The sequence below is a fragment of the Bacillus sp. C1 genome (genome assembly GCF_054570475.1).
Window position 1 is genome coordinate 173,685 of record NZ_JBTMZT010000001.1, and the last position, 16,642, is coordinate 190,326.

Here is a 16,642-nt window from a genome sequence, read left to right on the forward strand (position 1 = left end):
AAGCGAACTTAAAGTGTGTAAAATATACTGATAAACATAAAATTAAGATGATGAATGAGAAAACGGGTGATTATGTTGAATAGAGCAATTGGTGTCATTGATTCGGGAGTAGGGGGATTAACAGTAGCGAAAGAGTTAATTCGTCAGCTTCCTAAAGAGCGGATTATATATTTAGGAGATACAGCACGCTGTCCGTATGGCCCGCGTTCTCGTGAGGAAGTGCGTCAATTTACATGGGAAATAACAGAACATTTATTAGCGCTTAATATTAAGATGCTAGTTATTGCTTGTAATACAGCAACTGCAGTTGTATTAGAAGAAATGCAAAAACAATTACCAATCCCGGTGGTAGGTGTGATTCATCCTGGTTCGCGTACTGCTTTAAAAGTGACGAATACGTATCATGTTGGGATTATTGGAACAATTGGAACGGTAAAAAGTGGTGCATATGAAGAAGCGCTGAAGTCTATTAATAATCGTGTTATGGTAGAAAGTTTAGCGTGTCCACCATTTGTTGAACTTGTAGAGAGTGGAAACTTTGAAAGTGAAATAGCATATGAGGTTGTGAGAGAGACGTTGCAACCACTGAAAGCTACTGAAATCGATACATTGATTTTAGGGTGTACACATTATCCAATTCTAGGCCCAGTTATTAAGCGGGTAATGGGGGATAAGGTGCAGTTAATTAGCTCTGGAGATGAAACAGCTCGTGAAGTGAGTACGATTTTATACCATAGTAAGATGTTAAATGAAGGGGAAGAACAAAGTGATCATCTCTTCTTAACAACAGGAAAAATAGATTTATTTAAAGAAATTGCCTCTAAATGGTTTGGACAACCAATTGAAAATGTCAAGCATATTACTTTGTAAGTAAATGAATTGTATATAAATACAAATTGAAAAACCGACATAAAAACCATTTCTTTTTAGATGGGAGAGAGGATCCAGCCCAGCATAGAAGCGGTCAGTTCCTTTTTTAGCCCCACGCCAAGTGAGACCAAAACGAGAAGATGAGAGCAGGTTGTCATTTGGTTCTTCATAGCCACAAATGATAGGTTGGAAAATCAAAATGGATATATATATATTCGTATGGAAACTCCTGAGGAATCAGGAGTTTTTTGTTTTCATAAATTGAAAGGTAAGTTGTCATTGCTTGTTCTAAAATGATAAAAAGCTCGTATACTGATAGTACAAACTTAGAGTTTAGGGGGAAATGGTATGCCTAAAATCACTTTTAAAAGGCTTGTTTGTACTGTGGTAAGCGCTGCTTTACTAGCAGGTTGCGGTTTGTTAAATAATGAGAAAGAAACAGAACAAATTGATCCGCCGAAACAGGTCACGTATACAGATGGTGAGAAGAAAACTGCTACGAAAGAGAAGCAAGGACAAACGAAAAACTATGAACTATATCTTGTTGATAAAAATGGCTATGTTGTACCACAAACGTTAGCATTACCTGCTCCAAAACAAAATGAAGTTGTGAAACAAACGTTAGAATACCTTGTGAAAGATGGGCCAGTAGAGAATTTACTCCCAAATGGATTTAAGGCTGTTCTTCCAGCAGGTACAACGATGTCTATGAATTTGAAAAAAGATGGGACAGCGGTTATAGATTTTTCAAAGGAAATGAAAAACTATAAAAAAGAAGAAGAACGTCAAATTGTTGAATCGGTTGCTTGGACGTTAACGCAATTTAAAGATATTAAACAAGTTCAGTTTCAAATAAATGGTGAGAAATTGACGAAGATGCCAGTTGCTGGTACGCCGGTTGGAGAAGGGGTGAGCCGGGCAGATGGTATTAACTTCGATGATGAGCAAGTAACAGATGTAACGAATACAAAACCGGTTACCCTTTACTTTATGGCACAAAGTAATAAACAACAATATTATGTACCGGTAACGAGACGTGTTGCAGAAGGGAAAGAAAATGATATTACGACAGTTGTAAATGAACTTGTAAAGGGACCGACGCATGGATCATTGCTAAATGATTTTAATTCAGGTGTTAAACTCATTACGAATCCGAAATTACAAAACGGAAATGTTACATTAAATTTTAATGAAAATATATACGCGAATAAAGATAAAAATATGATTTCAAATTACGTATTGAAATCATTAGTTTTATCGTTAACGGAGAAGCAAGGTGTGAAAAATGTTTCTATTGAAGTAAATGGGAAAGCAAATCTTGTAAATGAGAAGGGTGAAAAATTAACAAAACCTGTCGATCGTCCGCAAAACGTGAATACAGGTAGTTTTTAATCGTAAATAATTTGATATACTTATGTAAGAAAGGGGAATTTCTTTTTGAGTTCCCCTTCTTCTATTGTTATACATAATTAGAAATTAAAAATGGGCTATACTAATAGGTAGCAGTTATTAGGGGGTTATTTTATGCGAGTAGATGGTAGACAAGCAGCAGAACTACGCCGTGTACGTCTTCATACAAACTATTTAAAACATCCAGAAGGATCTGTCTTGATTGAAGTTGGAGACACGAAGGTTATTTGTTCGGCAACAATTGAAGAACGTGTACCACCATTTATGAGAGGTGAAGGAAAGGGCTGGGTAACAGCGGAATACGCGATGATTCCACGTGCCACGGAACAACGTACAATTCGTGAGTCAAGTAAAGGGAAAGTAACGGGTCGTACAATGGAAATTCAGCGTTTAATTGGACGAGCATTACGTGCGGTTGTTGATTTGGAAGCGCTTGGAGAAAGAACGGTTTGGATTGACTGTGATGTCATTCAAGCAGATGGCGGAACAAGAACGGCTTCTATTACAGGTGCTTATGTGGCAATGGTATTAGCATTTGAAAAATTATTGCAAGCAGGCAAAGTATCTAGCATTCCAGTAAAAGATTATCTCGCGGCAACATCTGTTGGGGTTGTGGAAGACCAAGGTGTAGTCTTAGATTTAAACTATGCAGAAGATTCGAAAGCTGATGTTGATATGAACGTTATTATGACAGGGAAAGGTCAGTTTGTTGAAGTGCAAGGAACTGGAGAAGAAGCAACGTTTAGCCGCGCGGAATTAAATGAATTACTCGATGCAGCAGAAAACGGAATTTTACAACTCGTTGAAAAGCAAAAAGAAGCACTAGGCGATATTGTATCTCACATAGAGTAGAGGTGGAAAATATGAAACAAGTTGTTGTTGCAACGAAAAATATGGGGAAAGTGCGTGAGTTTGCCGAGCTATTTGAGCGATTTGATTTAGAAGTAAAATCGCTGCATGACTTCCCTCATATTGAAGAAGTAGAGGAAACTGGTGAAACATTTGAAGAAAACGCACTTTTGAAAGCAGATAGTTTATGTAAACAATTAAATTCAATTGTAATCGCAGATGATTCGGGCTTAATGGTTGATGCGCTAAATGGAAACCCTGGTGTTCGTTCTGCTCGCTATGCTGGTGAGCAAAAAGATGACCAGGCGAATATCGATAAAGTGTTAACAGAATTACATGGGGTTTCGATGGAAAAGCGAACAGCTCGTTTTTATTGTGCGTTAGCGGTTGCTTTTCCAGAAGAGAACAAAGAACCTGTTATTGTAAACGGTACATGTGAAGGGGAAATTTTAGAACAGTCTCGTGGTGAGAATGGTTTCGGATATGATCCAATTTTCTATGTAGAAGAATACAAACGGGCGATGGCTGAGTTAACTTCAGATGAGAAAAATGAAATAAGTCACCGGGGGCGTGCTCTTCGTAAGTTAGAAGAGAAAATCCCAGCATGGTTTTTAGAAGAAGAATAAGGGAGAGAGACCGATGAGGGCCTTAATTGTAAGCGATAGTCACGGTTCTACGAAAGAATTACAGCAATTAAAAGAGACATATGAGGGAAATGTAGATGTTATGATTCATTGCGGTGATTCAGAGTTAACACCAGGTCATCCAGACTTACAAGGGTTTCGAGTAGTGAAAGGGAATTGTGATTTTTATAATGATTTTGAAGAAGAAACGATTACAGATGTAAAAGGTATACGTTTTTTCGTTACGCATGGACATCTATACAATATTAAAATGAGTTTGCAAAAACTGCTCTATCGTGCGAAAGAAGTACAAACAAATATCGTATGTTTTGGACATTCTCATATGTTGGGTGCAGAAATCATTGATGGCATTTTATTTATCAATCCTGGCAGCATCGTGTTGCCGCGTTCCCGTAAAGAAAAAACATTTACTTTGTTAGAAATTAGTGAAAAAGAAATCGAAATTTGCTTTGAAACATTAGAGGGAAAAGTTGTCGTACGTAAAACTTTTCAAAGAGGATAAGAAAATTTATCCTCTTTGAAAAAAAGTGTTGACTTCATCTCGTAATGCACATATAATAAACCTTGTCGATAAGACATCAAACAAAAATAAAAACGAAATATGCGGGTGTAGTTTAGTGGTAAAACAAGAGCCTTCCAAGCTCTGGTCGAGAGTTCGATTCTCTTCACCCGCTCCATGTCCCAGTAGCTCAGCAGGATAGAGCAACGGCCTTCAAGAATAGGAGCCTTTATAGGGAAACAAGAACCTATAAAGTGGACGACACTATATCGGTGAAGCCTTAACAGTACGGCTGATGGTAATACCGAGGAAACTTACGATCTTCCTAAGAAGATTAAGGAGCTTTGAATGATTAGGTGAAAACTTAATGGTAAGAGCTCTGAAGTATGATAAAAATCATCGTGAGGTTCCGTAGAGACTACACGTGTCGCACCTGAAATGGTGAAGATATAGTCCAGACTACAAACAGTAAATACTGGTAGCGAAAGCTATGGTGGTAAGCTAAGCCGTCGGTCGGGAGTTCGAATCTCTCCTGGGACGCTACAAAAACCTTTGCGGTGACGTCAAGATCCGCGATATATAAGCTCTCTAATTCGTCAGTTGAATCGTACAATGTGCGGTCGCTAACGAGTTAGGGGGCTTATTTTTTTATGTCCAAAAGACGTGATTCTTTAACGATTAACGAAGACTTATCGAATATTTTTAGCGATAGATTGAAAAGCGATCAGCGAAAGAAAGAGACCGCAGAAAATCGTTATACGTTCAATTTAACAATCGATAAAGCGCTCGATATAGTTGTGCGTCAAATGAAAGCGACAGGCTTACGTGAGCGTACGATAAATGACTACTATTTACATGTTAATCACTTTATGAAGATAACAGATATGCAATACTTAGAAGAATTAAACGTTAATCATATTTACGAGTGGTTATCGTCTATGAACGTTAGTAATCAAACAAAATTAACTCGTTTGAAGTGTCTAAAGGCGTTTTTAGGACGCTGCCACGATAATGGATGGATTGATATTAATTTTTGGCGTAACGTGAAGATCAAAGTGGATACGCCTGTTAAAGAGGGTGCGACAGATCGTGAAATTAATATCTTGTTATCGGTACTCGACTTAACGCGATTCTTAGATTTACGAGATGCTACCGCTATCCTACTTATGTATCAGACGGGAATACGTGTCGGCACATTGGCGCAACTCGAACATAAACACGTCGATTTAGAAGTGAAAGTATTAAGTGTTGATGGCGGTATTATTAAGAATCATGAATCGATATATCTGCCGTTTGACGACGCTCTCGCACGATTGCTAGACGTTCTTATGAAACAAAACGAAATTATTCGCAGAGAGTACCAAGCGAATAATGATTATCTCTTTATTACGAAGAGCGGCGGAAGTGTTTTAACTAGTCCGACGAATAATATTATATCAAAACGAATGACTAAACATGCGAAGGAATACGGGCTTAAAAATATTAATCCGCACGCCATACGTAGAGGGTTCGCCTTCTTTTTTGTGTTCGATAATTATATATAAAAATTGTATAGTAAGAGCGCAGTATGGTCGATATTATCACGGGGTTAACGTATGTTGTGATAGGTTGGCGAGGAAATATCCCACCTTTCTTTCGTTTTATAGACTATATGCAAAAGGCGCGATACCGAAAATGACGGCACTCTATATATCTTAGGCGACGAAACGGTCAAGGAAGAAGAAGTCGTTAAGGCGTTAGCTAAAACGAAATAATCGAAAATGATCGGCTAGGGCTTCGGCTCTAGTCGCTTTTTTTATGCGTAAACGTTATCGGAACTTATCTCCGATAGTGTGTTACAATTAATCGAAGCGGAAAACAAGAATCTCCAATTGACTGGACCTGTGATTGGTTAGACAGTTTAAGAAGGTTGTATAAAAAGGGAGATGGCGCAAAGATGGCGAGAGCAAAAGAGAATGCTTTAACAGAGAAATTGGCAGAGGGTCACCGAAAGTATGGCGACGGCAACTTTACAGTACAGAATATCGGTGATGAAACTAACCCGAATTGGACTGTCATAAAAAATGTGAGGAAGGGGTCGGCAGGTATTCGCGAAGGCGAAGATATATTTAGCCTGCGATCAAAATATATAAAATAGTGCAGAAATGGGCGGAGATTACTTCGCCTTTCTTTTTTATATGAAATTATGCATTTATGTTTATTTCGCAATTTGCGAAACTTTATAATAGGAAGGGAGACTAAAATGAAAGAGGCATAAAGATGAATTTAGAATCCATATTAAAAGAATTAGAAAATGATAGGGTAGCAATAGTAGCAAAAAAAGTCGGGATAAGTCAAAAGAAGTTATCGAAAGTTCTAAAAGTAGCTGGCTACAAATATAATCGCAAGTCAGGTTGGAATTTCGTGGGGGTAGGAGAACCGTCATTGGATTCGGACATTCAGGAGTTTATGGAGGATAATGAGAATAGGCAAGAGTCAGTTACAGATAATGCTCTTACGAAAAATGAAGTCAATGTACTACGCAAGGTAATTAACGAATGGGATGCGACTAAAACCGTGGTTAATTAGATCGCTCAACGGAAAGAAAAAGATTTAGCACAGAATAAGACAAATCTAATTCATTCGTTGTATACGCATATTGGAGAAAGTGGAGTGAGGGAGAAAGCGAGTAGAACCGTTAATCTCGACAAGAAGATATGCGTGAAATTAGATGGATTTGAAGATAAGCATCGGTTAAACCGAGATGAGATTGTTGAAATTGCGCTTTATGAGTTTTTTGAGAAGTATAAGGCGCGATAATTGGGGAAAAGTACGCCGGGATTTGCATTTTAAGGCAATTATTTTTATTCCGTGGATACAGATCATCTAAATGCGTCAGAGTTGTCGATAGGGAATCGATAGAACAAAGGGGCTTTCGACGTTGACGTAGAACGGCTCTATAGCGTATAATATTAATTAACAAAAACGGTCAGTTGACCGCACAAATGAACGTTCAGCAGGCGATGAAAGAATCGTTTATATATCGTAGGTAATTGACGGGTCGGGAGTTCGAATCTCTCCTGGGACGCTACAAAAACCTTGTTATCTTTTGATAACAAGGTTTTTTATTTTCTCGAAAGTTAGTTGTTAATGAACTTTTCAAACACAAATCCATAATCTTTTACATTATATTGCTTCTTCGTATCAACAAGCCACTGAAACGCAATTTGGTTCATTTCTTTAAATTGCTCTGCTAAATTCACTTGTGCATTTGTAATCCGGCTAAATGTGTGAGAAGCCATATCTAAACTTTTATGAGCGTACTGTAATGTAATATCATTTTCGTATGAAATTTCCTCGATTTTGAGAAGAGCTTTATACAAGTCTTTTAATTCCTCAATATGCTTTTTATGAACGTCAATGGAGTAATATTCATCTCCCATATGAAATTTGACCTCAACATCCAAATCAATTGTACCAGCTGTTTCTAACGCCACATTTCTAATTTGATATTTGCTGTAACTAAAGCGGCGTAACGTGCGTTTTTTGCTTGCTGCACTCGTGCCATCTAAGTGAATTAACCCTTTGTTTGTAAAGCAATACTCATCTGATTTTGATTTAATTAAAAAATAGATTTTTTCTCCGTCTTCATGCATTACATAATCATCAGCATCGACTTTATCGTAATCCTTCGGTGTGATTACAGAGCCTACGTCGCTTAGTCCTAGAACATCAGCAGCTACCTTTTTGAACATATGTATCATCCCCTTTTTTTCTGAATTGTATGAAATTATATTATCATGTTTACGGGCAGTTTATAAGTTAAATTAAAAAATTTGAAGGAGGAATTGTGAACGAGTTACCGAATTTAGTTTAGAAAATAACGTTAAAGGTGTTGAATCATATGTATCATCATACAAAAACAAAAGGTGATTTAGGTGTTTTAAAAGCTCAAGTGGATTTGTATGAAAAGTGATATATGATTTTAATTCCGCATACAGAGCACTCGCCGTTTGATCTTGTAATCTATCATATCTTTCGAGAGGACTCCCACCTCTAAATATATGTGAAGGTGGTGAGGTGAATCGAAAAAATATTTTATGTTCAAATAAAACAATGGAAACATACGTTCTTGTTTTGGCGTAATATCCTTAACAAGGAGGTGAAAAAATGACAACGGAAAAGCAAACAAATTATAAAACTTTTCAAATTTGGATTAAAAAAGGACATCGTATGTATTCTTATTTTCAAGAATCTTGTCAAAATGCGAAGAATATGTACAACACGACAAATTTTATATACGACAAGTGTATACAGGTTTGACACAAAATAAGGAGTTGCAACCTTTACAAAAAGAAGTTTTAGATACAATTGCTACAAACATAGGGAAGATGAATGAGACACAAATTCTTGCCTATCAAAAGAATGTGGAAAAAGAGAAAACAAAACCAAAAGAAAAACAAAAAGAAGTGAAATGTAAATTGTTTTTAGAACCAACTACAGAAAAACCGTATGCAGATTACAATTTTCTGGATGCATTATTTAAAGCGATGATTCAGAATGATTATCGTGCTTTGCCTATACAATCTAGTCAATCCATCATGAAAAACGTATTCCAAAATTGGAAGTCTTTTTTTGCTAGTTTAAAAGATTATAAAAAGAATCCCCACAAATACACTAAAAAACCTAGCATTCCAAAGTATATTCGTTCTTCTGAAAAGGAAATCCTATATACAAACCAAGATTGTGTCATTAAAAATGATACGTTTTTAAAGTTTCCAAAGACAAAATTGCAATTACATATTGGGAAATTTTACAAGTGTTCTCAGGCAAGGTAAACAAACACGGGAAGGACCTTTTACCTCAAAAAGAATAGAAAAACTTCATCAAAAGCGTTACCTGAAAATAAAAGACATCTTTCATAAAGCGAGTCATCATATTGTAAAACTAGCTCAAGAAGAGAGAGTTTGCCAAATCGTTATTGGTCAAAACAAAAGTTGGAAACAAGAAACTGATATGGGAAAGAAAAATAACCAAACATTTTGCCATATCTCGCATCGTGTATTGATTCAAATGATTACATACAAAGCACATGCAGTAGGTATTCAAGTTATTGTAACCGAGGAATCGTACACGTCAAAAGCAAGTTTTCTAGATCATGACTTCATTCCAACGTATGGAACAGATGACCAACATGCAACTTTTTCAGGAAGACGAATAAAACGTGGTATGTATCGTTCTGCAAAAGGCATCGAACTCAACGCAGACGTAAATGCAGCGGCGAATATTTTACGAAAAGTAGTCCCGAATGCATGGGAAAACGGGATAGAGGGGTTAGGCGTGAACCAGCTCGCTAGTGTGTTAACTCCACTGACGTTAATCGTCCGTTAGGTCGAAACGTCAGAAACCCCCACTTCAAGCTTTGCTAAGTGGGGGAGTATTCATAAGGGTGGTGTGTTTAAGAGGATACAAGTTAAATATCGAGAAGTGAATGAGAAAGGGATACTTGAAATCAGGTTCCACTCTAATTATTCAACTGCAAGTGGGGTAGCTATAAAGAGTGTAGACAAAGAAGAGATAGATGTTTATTGTGTATATTGTCCTCAAACGGATTTATGCTATTACTTTGATCCGAAATCATTTAGTGAATCTGTTAGCTTACGAATAGCCCCTCCGAAGAATCAGCAAGAAAAAAATGTTAATTTTGTAGACAACTATAGAGAAATTCCGTAAAAACCACTTTCAATTTTGTTAGGTGGTTTTATTTTATTTTTGAAATCTTACAATTCTGTAAGGTAAGTGTAAGAAAGTTCGATGGTAACAAATAGCCAGTTCTTTATAATGGAGGTAACGAAGATAAAACGAGGAGGAAGAAACCATGAAAGGATTAATTGTAACAGCTTTAACAGTAGCTTTTGGGTTTGTTGCATATGAGAAATTAACAGATGTAATTGATGTTGTAAAACATTTAGTAGCATAAAAAGAAGTGTGATGAGAGGGAATGGGTAGATGGATGGAATGGCTATTCGGAATGATAGGTGTCTGTAGTGTTATACTATTGTTATTTGTCCCTAGCGGAATATTAAGCTCTACTACAAGTTTATTTTTTATGTGTTTATTTGTCTGCATTATGCTTATTATTATGTTTTTGATGAAACAAAGTAAGCCAATCTTCTTTTTTAGCATGATTGTTGTTACAATTATGGTACTCCAAATGATTACTCTTTTCGTATATCCTACAATTATAAAAGCCTTCTATTGATGAGAAGATCCTCTGTGTTATGTGCTGAGGATCTTTATGTGTATAAAGAGGAATTTCTGGTGTGATTTTTTTATTTTTATTATAAAAATTAAATATTTCTATATTTCAAATAAATGTAATTGGCATGTTGTTTTCTGAACAGCCATTTGTTATATTTACTTTGAAGATATTTAAAATCTAAAAAAAGAGGCGGACGTATGGATAAAAAAGAAAATACGGTCGTATTGTTTCCGCAGTTGTCAGCTCGTTATATTGATCAAGGGTTTATAGCACTGCAGGAGCGGAAATTCGAGGATGCATTGCGCTGTTTTGAAATATTACGCCAGTATAATGGAGAAACAGAACAAACAGAATTAGCTTCAGTTATTTGTTTATTAGAATTAAAACGAGTGGAAGAATCAAAAGAACGATGTGAGAAGTTACTGGAAACAGGGACAGTGTTGTTTGGGGATATTCTTGAAACATACGTGGCAATTTTAGTTCAAACAAATGATTATGTAGGTGTAATTGAAACTGTTGAAGAGGTGTTTCAGAAGAAAGAATTGACTGTAGAGCAAAGAGAAAAGTTAGCTCAGCTTGCCCAATTTGCTGAGAGTATGCTAAATGGTGAAGAAACAACACCGATAGAATCAGATTTTGACTTAGAAAGATTTTCTGAGGATTTATTTGTGGAAAGTTTTGGGCAGCAATTACAGGTCATAAATGCTCTTTCAATGAAGGACCTTGAAGAAGCTTTGCCGTCTTTACAAAAATTTCTTATTGATAGTACGCGACATCCGTATTTAAAAACCTCCATTTTATACAAAATGGTAGAAAAGCGTATGGAAGAAGAAATAGAAGTAGAGAAATTTGGCGAAAAAATAATGGTTATCCCAGCGTGTTTAGGTCATAATGATGAGTATTCGAAGAAAGTTATACATATATTATCGAATCGATTAGAAAATGATCATCCAGATATATTTGAGGCGATTATTACGTATTGGAGAGAAATGCAAACTAGTATTTTCCCGTTTTCATTACCAATGGATAAGCATGAAACATGGGCAGCGGTTTTGGAGAGAATCGGGAGAAAACGCTTCGGATTGATCATCGATGAAGAGGAACTTATGGCAGCGTATCATATTACTGTTGAAGAGTTTCATATTGCGTATCAATGGTTTTTACGCGTCGAGAGAGAAGGACATTTACCCGTATAATTATGAAAAAGAATCGTTCAGTTATTGAAACGAGAATATTCTATGTTATAATGTAAGGGTTGCAAAAGGCAGAGTTCTGCCTGGTTGTAAGAGAAGAGAAGTGTAATTCTCTTACTTAATATGTTTCATATTATTCTCGAACAAAATATACCGTGTTTGTCTTATTGACAAATCATAGATGGGGAACAGTGTGTCTTCTGGCTAATTGCTAGAGGAGTAGACAGCCTAAAATTGGCTTCCATGCTTGCTATTGTTTCTAAAAAAGAAATGATAGAAAACTCGATCTGTAGAGGTATGTGCATACATTATTATAGTTGGAGGGAAAGAATAAATGGCTGTAAAATGGGAAAAATTAGAAGGTAACGTTGGCGTTTTAACAATCGAAGTTGATGCTAAAGAAGTAAACAACTCTCTTGACGCTGCGTTCAAAAAAGTAGTAAAAACAATTAACGTACCTGGTTTCCGTAAAGGAAAAATGCCTCGTCCGTTATTCGAACAACGCTTTGGTGTTGAGTCTTTATACCAAGATGCTTTAGATATCATCTTACCAAAAGCATACGGTGAAGCAATCGATGAAACTGGTATCTTCCCAGTTGCTCATCCTGAAATCGACATCGAGAAGTTCGAGAAAAATGAAAACTTAATCTTCACTGCAAAAGTTACTGTAAAACCTGAAGTTAAATTAGGTGAATATAAAGGACTAGCAGTAGAAAAAGTTGAAACAACTGTAACTGACGAAGATGTAGAGAACGAATTAAAATCTTTACAAGAGCGTCAAGCTGAACTAGTTGTTAAAGAAGAAGGAACTGTTGAAAACGGTGATACAGCTGTAATCGACTTCGAAGGTTTCGTTGATGGCGAAGCATTTGAAGGCGGAAAAGGCGAAAACTACTCTCTAGCAATCGGTTCTGGTACATTCATTCCAGGTTTTGAAGAGCAAGTAATTGGTCTGAAATCTGGTGACTCTAAAGATGTTGAAGTATCATTCCCAGAAGAGTACCATGCAGAAGAGCTTGCTGGTAAACCAGCAACATTTAAAGTAACAATTCATGAAATTAAAGCAAAAGAACTTCCTGCTTTAAATGACGAGTTCGCTAAAGATGCAGACGAAGAAGTTGCAACTCTTGATGAATTAAAAGCAAAACTTCGCACAAACTTAGAAGAAGGCAAAAAGCATGAAGCTGAGCACAAAGTTCGTGACGAAGTAGTAGAACAAGCTGCTGCTAACGCTGAAATCGACATTCCAGAAGCTATGATCGAAACTGAGTTAGATCGTATGGTTCGTGAATTTGAACAACGTTTAAGCCAACAAGGTATGAACCTTGAGCTTTACTACCAATTCACAGGCACTGATGCTGACAAGTTAAAAGAGCAAATGAAAGAAGATGCACAAAAACGTGTAAGAATCAACCTTGTTCTTGAAGCAATCATTGAAGCTGAAAAAATCGAAGTTACTGAAGAAGAAGTAACTGCAGAAGTTGAAAAAATGGCTGCAATGTACAACATGCCAGTTGACGCTATCACACAAGCTCTTGGAAGTGCTGATGCTTTAGCTGAAGACCTTAAAGTTCGTAAAGCTGTAGACTTCTTAGTAGACAACAGCAAAGCTGCATAATAGAATAACAAGGCGCGATTTTTGATCGTGCCTTGTTTTATAAATATAAATATATTTATAAAACTTTTCGATGAAGAAGGAAATGATCCTTTAAAAGTCGAATATACATATTTCATAAAGTTTTAAAAACTTTTTATTTGTACATAACTAGTCATATTATTTGTATTTCTAGCCACGTAGTGACATAATATGTATTTACATACGATACATTTATCGTGTACATACGTAGGCAAGAGGTTAGCACTTTGTAAGGGGTGTGAAAATATGTTTAAATTTAATGATGAAAAAGGACAATTGAAATGTTCTTTCTGTGGTAAAACACAAACGCAAGTCCGAAAGCTTGTGGCAGGTCCAGGTGTTTACATTTGTGATGAATGTATTGAGCTTTGTACAGAGATTGTACAAGAGGAGCTTGCAAAAGATGAGGAAGTAGAATTCAAAGATGTACCGAAACCGGTAGAGATTCGTGAAATCTTAGATGAGTATGTCATCGGACAAGATAATGCGAAGAAAGCATTAGCGGTAGCGGTATATAATCATTACAAACGCATTAATTCTAACAGCAAAATTGATGATGTAGAATTGGCGAAAAGTAATATCGCAATGATTGGGCCGACAGGTAGTGGTAAAACATTACTAGCTCAAACATTAGCACGTATTTTAAATGTTCCATTTGCAATCGCGGATGCAACATCTTTAACAGAAGCTGGATATGTAGGTGAAGATGTAGAAAACATTTTATTAAAACTTATCCAAGCAGCTGATTATGATGTAGAGAAAGCGGAAAAAGGAATCATTTATATTGATGAGATTGATAAAGTGGCGCGTAAGTCAGAAAATCCATCGATTACACGTGATGTATCTGGTGAGGGTGTACAGCAGGCACTTCTGAAAATTTTAGAAGGTACTGTAGCAAGCGTTCCGCCTCAAGGTGGTCGTAAACATCCACATCAAGAGTTTATTCAAATTGATACAACGAACATCTTATTCATTTGTGGTGGTGCGTTTGATGGCATTGAGCCAATTATTAAACGTCGCCTTGGTGAAAAGGTAATTGGATTTGGTTCAGAGAAGAAAAATGCTGATGTAAATGAAAAGCATGTTTTATCTCACGTATTACCAGAAGACCTTTTACGATTTGGTTTAATCCCAGAGTTTATCGGTCGCCTTCCAGTTATTGCAAACCTAGAGCCACTTGATGAAGGTGCTCTTGTTGATATTTTAACAAAACCGAAAAATGCGCTTGTAAAACAGTTCCAAAAATTATTGGAGCTTGACGATGTTGAGTTGGAATTTGAAGAAGGAGCATTGATTGAAATTGCGAAAAAAGCAATTGAACGTAAAACAGGTGCTCGTGGACTTCGCTCTATTATTGAAGGCTTAATGCTAGATGTAATGTTCGAGCTTCCATCTCGTAAAGATATCGAGAAGTGTATCCTTTCAAAAGAAACAGTAGCGGATAATGCACCGCCAAAATTGGTGTTACAAGACGGTACTGTACTGAATACAAAAACATCTGCATAGTGTAAGTGAGAAACAGCAATTTTTATAATTGCTGTTTCTTATTATGTTTAGCGCTTTTCTTCCCAGGAAATACTAGATGGTAAAACATAGCGGGAGGAAATGAATTATGAGCTGGACAAACATATTTTTACTTGTTCAACTTGTTTTTGGTGTAATTGTCGGATTGTATTTTTGGCATTTGCTTCGAAATCAACGAACACAAAAAGTTTCAATTGATCGAGAATCGAGAAAAGAGTTAGAGCAACTTCGTAAAATGCGTGAGATTTCGTTGACAGAACCGCTTGCTGAAAAGGTAAGACCTACCTCTTTTTTAGATATTGTTGGGCAAGAAGACGGAATTAGATCATTAAAGGCGGCGCTTTGTGGACCGAATCCACAGCATGTCATTATATATGGGCCTCCTGGAGTCGGAAAAACCGCAGCAGCACGTCTTGTGTTAGAAGAAGCGAAGAAAAATCAAAAATCTCCATTTCGAATGAATGCAACATTTATTGAACTAGATGCAACAACAGCTCGCTTTGATGAGCGTGGCATTGCCGATCCGTTAATAGGATCGGTGCACGATCCTATTTATCAAGGGGCAGGTGCGATGGGGCAGGCGGGAATTCCTCAGCCGAAAAAAGGTGCAGTGACAGATGCACATGGTGGCATTTTATTTATTGATGAAATTGGTGAATTGCATCCAATCCAGATGAATAAAATGTTAAAAGTATTAGAAGATCGTAAGGTATTTTTGGAAAGTGCATATTACAGTGAAGAAAATTCAATGATTCCGACATACATACATGATATTTTTCAAAAAGGCTTACCAGCAGATTTTCGTTTAGTTGGAGCAACAACTCGTTCTCCTGATGAAATTCCCCCGGCCATTCGTTCTCGTTGTTTAGAAGTTTTCTTTCGTGAACTTGATACGGAAGAAATTCAAAAAGTAGCAAAGAATGCCGCTGAAAAAGTGAAGATGGAAATTGGTGAACAAGGGATTGAAATAATCGGGTTGTATGCAAAAAATGGACGAGAAGCCATTAATCTTGTGCAAATTTCAGCAGGAATGGCAATTAATGAGGGGCGCTCCTTTATTAAAGATGAGGATATTGAATGGGTTGTTCATTCTAGTCAACTTATTCCGAAGTATGAAAAACATATTTACCCAATTCCGAAAATTGGACTTGTAAATGGTCTTGCTGTATATGGACCAAATACAGGGGCGTTATTAGAAATTGAAGTAACGGCAATTCCAGCTAGGGATAAAGGTACGGTAAATGTTACAGGAATTGTAGAAGAAGAAAGTATAGGTAGTCAAACAAAATCGATTCGCCGTAAAAGTATGGCGAAAGGATCAGTGGATAATGTATTAACCGTACTTCGCTCTCTAGACTTGTTGCCAGAAGGATATGATATACATATTAATTTTCCAGGTGGTATTCCCATTGATGGGCCGTCAGCGGGAATTGCAATGGCAACAGGGGTATATTCAGCCCTTCACCGAGTGTATGTGAATAATGAAATAGCGATGACCGGGGAAATAAGCATTCATGGAGAAGTCAAACCAGTAGGCGGCGTATATGCAAAAGTGAAAGCAGCGAAGAAGGCAGGAGCGAAAAAAGTTATTATTCCTGCTGAAAACATGCAGCCATTTTTATATACGATAAAGGGTATTGAGATTATTCCTGTTCGAAAGCTAAAAGAAGTTTTTGCGTTAACATTCGTTAGGGAAAATTTGCATCGTGAAACTGATGTGCATCGTAAGTTAGATGTAGATGATGTGCAATCGATGTAATTGAAACGGTGATTCTT

The 16,642-nt window shown here is 36.8% G+C and carries 14 protein-coding genes, 1 tRNA gene and 4 pseudogenes; 18 read left to right on the plus strand and 1 reads right to left on the minus strand.

Going from position 1 to position 16,642, the window contains the following annotated elements; all coding sequences use genetic code 11:
- Positions 1–54: 54 nt before the first annotated feature.
- The 10 genes and pseudogenes from racE to ACX5JI_RS00945 all read left to right on the plus strand — a co-directional run bounded on the left by racE (position 55) and on the right by ACX5JI_RS00945 (position 7,071).
- Positions 55–870, plus strand: coding sequence for a glutamate racemase (gene racE, locus ACX5JI_RS00900; RefSeq protein ID WP_459499239.1), 816 nt, complete (start codon positions 55–57; stop codon positions 868–870).
- A gap of 348 nt (positions 871–1,218) precedes the next feature.
- A complete protein-coding gene (locus ACX5JI_RS00905) occupies positions 1,219–2,262 on the plus strand; it encodes a GerMN domain-containing protein (RefSeq protein WP_459499240.1) in 1,044 nt (347 codons plus the stop codon).
- 132 nt (positions 2,263–2,394) lie between these two features.
- Positions 2,395–3,132, plus strand: a complete 738-nt coding sequence (gene rph, locus ACX5JI_RS00910) for a ribonuclease PH (RefSeq protein WP_459499241.1) — start codon at positions 2,395–2,397, stop codon at positions 3,130–3,132.
- Between the two features lie 11 nt (positions 3,133–3,143).
- Positions 3,144–3,755 carry an XTP/dITP diphosphatase gene (locus ACX5JI_RS00915; RefSeq protein ID WP_459499242.1) on the plus strand — a complete coding sequence of 204 codons (612 nt, stop codon included), beginning with the start codon at positions 3,144–3,146 and terminating at the stop codon, positions 3,753–3,755.
- Positions 3,756–3,768: 13 nt separating this feature from the next.
- Complete coding sequence (locus tag ACX5JI_RS00920; protein WP_459499243.1) at positions 3,769–4,275, plus strand: metallophosphoesterase family protein; 507 nt, start codon at positions 3,769–3,771, stop codon at positions 4,273–4,275.
- Between the two features lie 101 nt (positions 4,276–4,376).
- Positions 4,377–4,450 (plus strand) — tRNA-Gly (locus ACX5JI_RS00925).
- Positions 4,451–4,922: 472 nt separating this feature from the next.
- A pseudogene (locus ACX5JI_RS00930) lies at positions 4,923–5,786 on the plus strand (tyrosine-type recombinase/integrase); the annotation flags it as partial.
- Positions 5,787–6,208: 422 nt separating this feature from the next.
- A complete protein-coding gene (locus ACX5JI_RS00935) occupies positions 6,209–6,409 on the plus strand; it encodes a cytoplasmic protein (RefSeq protein ID WP_459499244.1) in 201 nt (66 codons plus the stop codon).
- 122 nt (positions 6,410–6,531) lie between these two features.
- Positions 6,532–6,840, plus strand: a complete 309-nt coding sequence (locus ACX5JI_RS00940) for a hypothetical protein (protein ID WP_459499245.1) — start codon at positions 6,532–6,534, stop codon at positions 6,838–6,840.
- Between the two features lie 84 nt (positions 6,841–6,924).
- On the plus strand, positions 6,925–7,071 hold the full coding sequence (locus tag ACX5JI_RS00945; RefSeq protein ID WP_459499246.1) for a hypothetical protein: 147 nt from the start codon (positions 6,925–6,927) through the stop codon (positions 7,069–7,071).
- A gap of 320 nt (positions 7,072–7,391) precedes the next feature.
- Here ACX5JI_RS00945 and ACX5JI_RS00950 read toward each other — a convergent pair whose 3' ends face one another.
- On the minus strand, positions 7,392–8,006 hold the full coding sequence (locus ACX5JI_RS00950; protein ID WP_459499247.1) for a PH domain-containing protein: 615 nt from the start codon (positions 8,004–8,006) through the stop codon (positions 7,392–7,394).
- Between the two features lie 149 nt (positions 8,007–8,155).
- Between ACX5JI_RS00950 and ACX5JI_RS00955 the strand changes: the two are divergent.
- From ACX5JI_RS00955 to lonB, 8 genes and pseudogenes are all read left to right on the plus strand, one after another.
- Positions 8,156–8,224, plus strand: a pseudogene (locus ACX5JI_RS00955) (group I intron-associated PD-(D/E)XK endonuclease); the annotation flags it as partial.
- A gap of 197 nt (positions 8,225–8,421) precedes the next feature.
- Positions 8,422–9,642: pseudogene (locus ACX5JI_RS00960) on the plus strand (IS200/IS605 family accessory protein TnpB-related protein).
- Positions 9,643–9,690: 48 nt separating this feature from the next.
- A pseudogene (locus ACX5JI_RS00965) lies at positions 9,691–9,984 on the plus strand (group I intron-associated PD-(D/E)XK endonuclease); the annotation flags it as partial.
- Between the two features lie 280 nt (positions 9,985–10,264).
- Positions 10,265–10,513, plus strand: coding sequence for a hypothetical protein (locus tag ACX5JI_RS00970; RefSeq protein ID WP_459500248.1), 249 nt, complete (start codon positions 10,265–10,267; stop codon positions 10,511–10,513).
- Between the two features lie 197 nt (positions 10,514–10,710).
- Positions 10,711–11,709, plus strand: coding sequence for a hypothetical protein (locus ACX5JI_RS00975; protein ID WP_459499248.1), 999 nt, complete (start codon positions 10,711–10,713; stop codon positions 11,707–11,709).
- A gap of 331 nt (positions 11,710–12,040) precedes the next feature.
- The gene (tig, locus tag ACX5JI_RS00980) at positions 12,041–13,324 is read left to right on the plus strand and encodes a trigger factor (protein WP_459499249.1); all 1,284 of its coding nucleotides are present in this window, start codon (positions 12,041–12,043) and stop codon (positions 13,322–13,324) included.
- A 264-nt stretch (positions 13,325–13,588) separates the two neighbouring features.
- Entirely contained in the window at positions 13,589–14,848 is a 1,260-nt protein-coding gene (clpX, locus tag ACX5JI_RS00985) for an ATP-dependent protease ATP-binding subunit ClpX (protein WP_459499250.1), read from the plus strand.
- A gap of 106 nt (positions 14,849–14,954) precedes the next feature.
- Positions 14,955–16,625 (plus strand): ATP-dependent protease LonB, encoded by a 1,671-nt coding sequence (gene lonB, locus ACX5JI_RS00990; protein ID WP_459499251.1) that lies wholly within the window; start codon positions 14,955–14,957, stop codon positions 16,623–16,625.
- Positions 16,626–16,642: the final 17 nt, after the last annotated feature.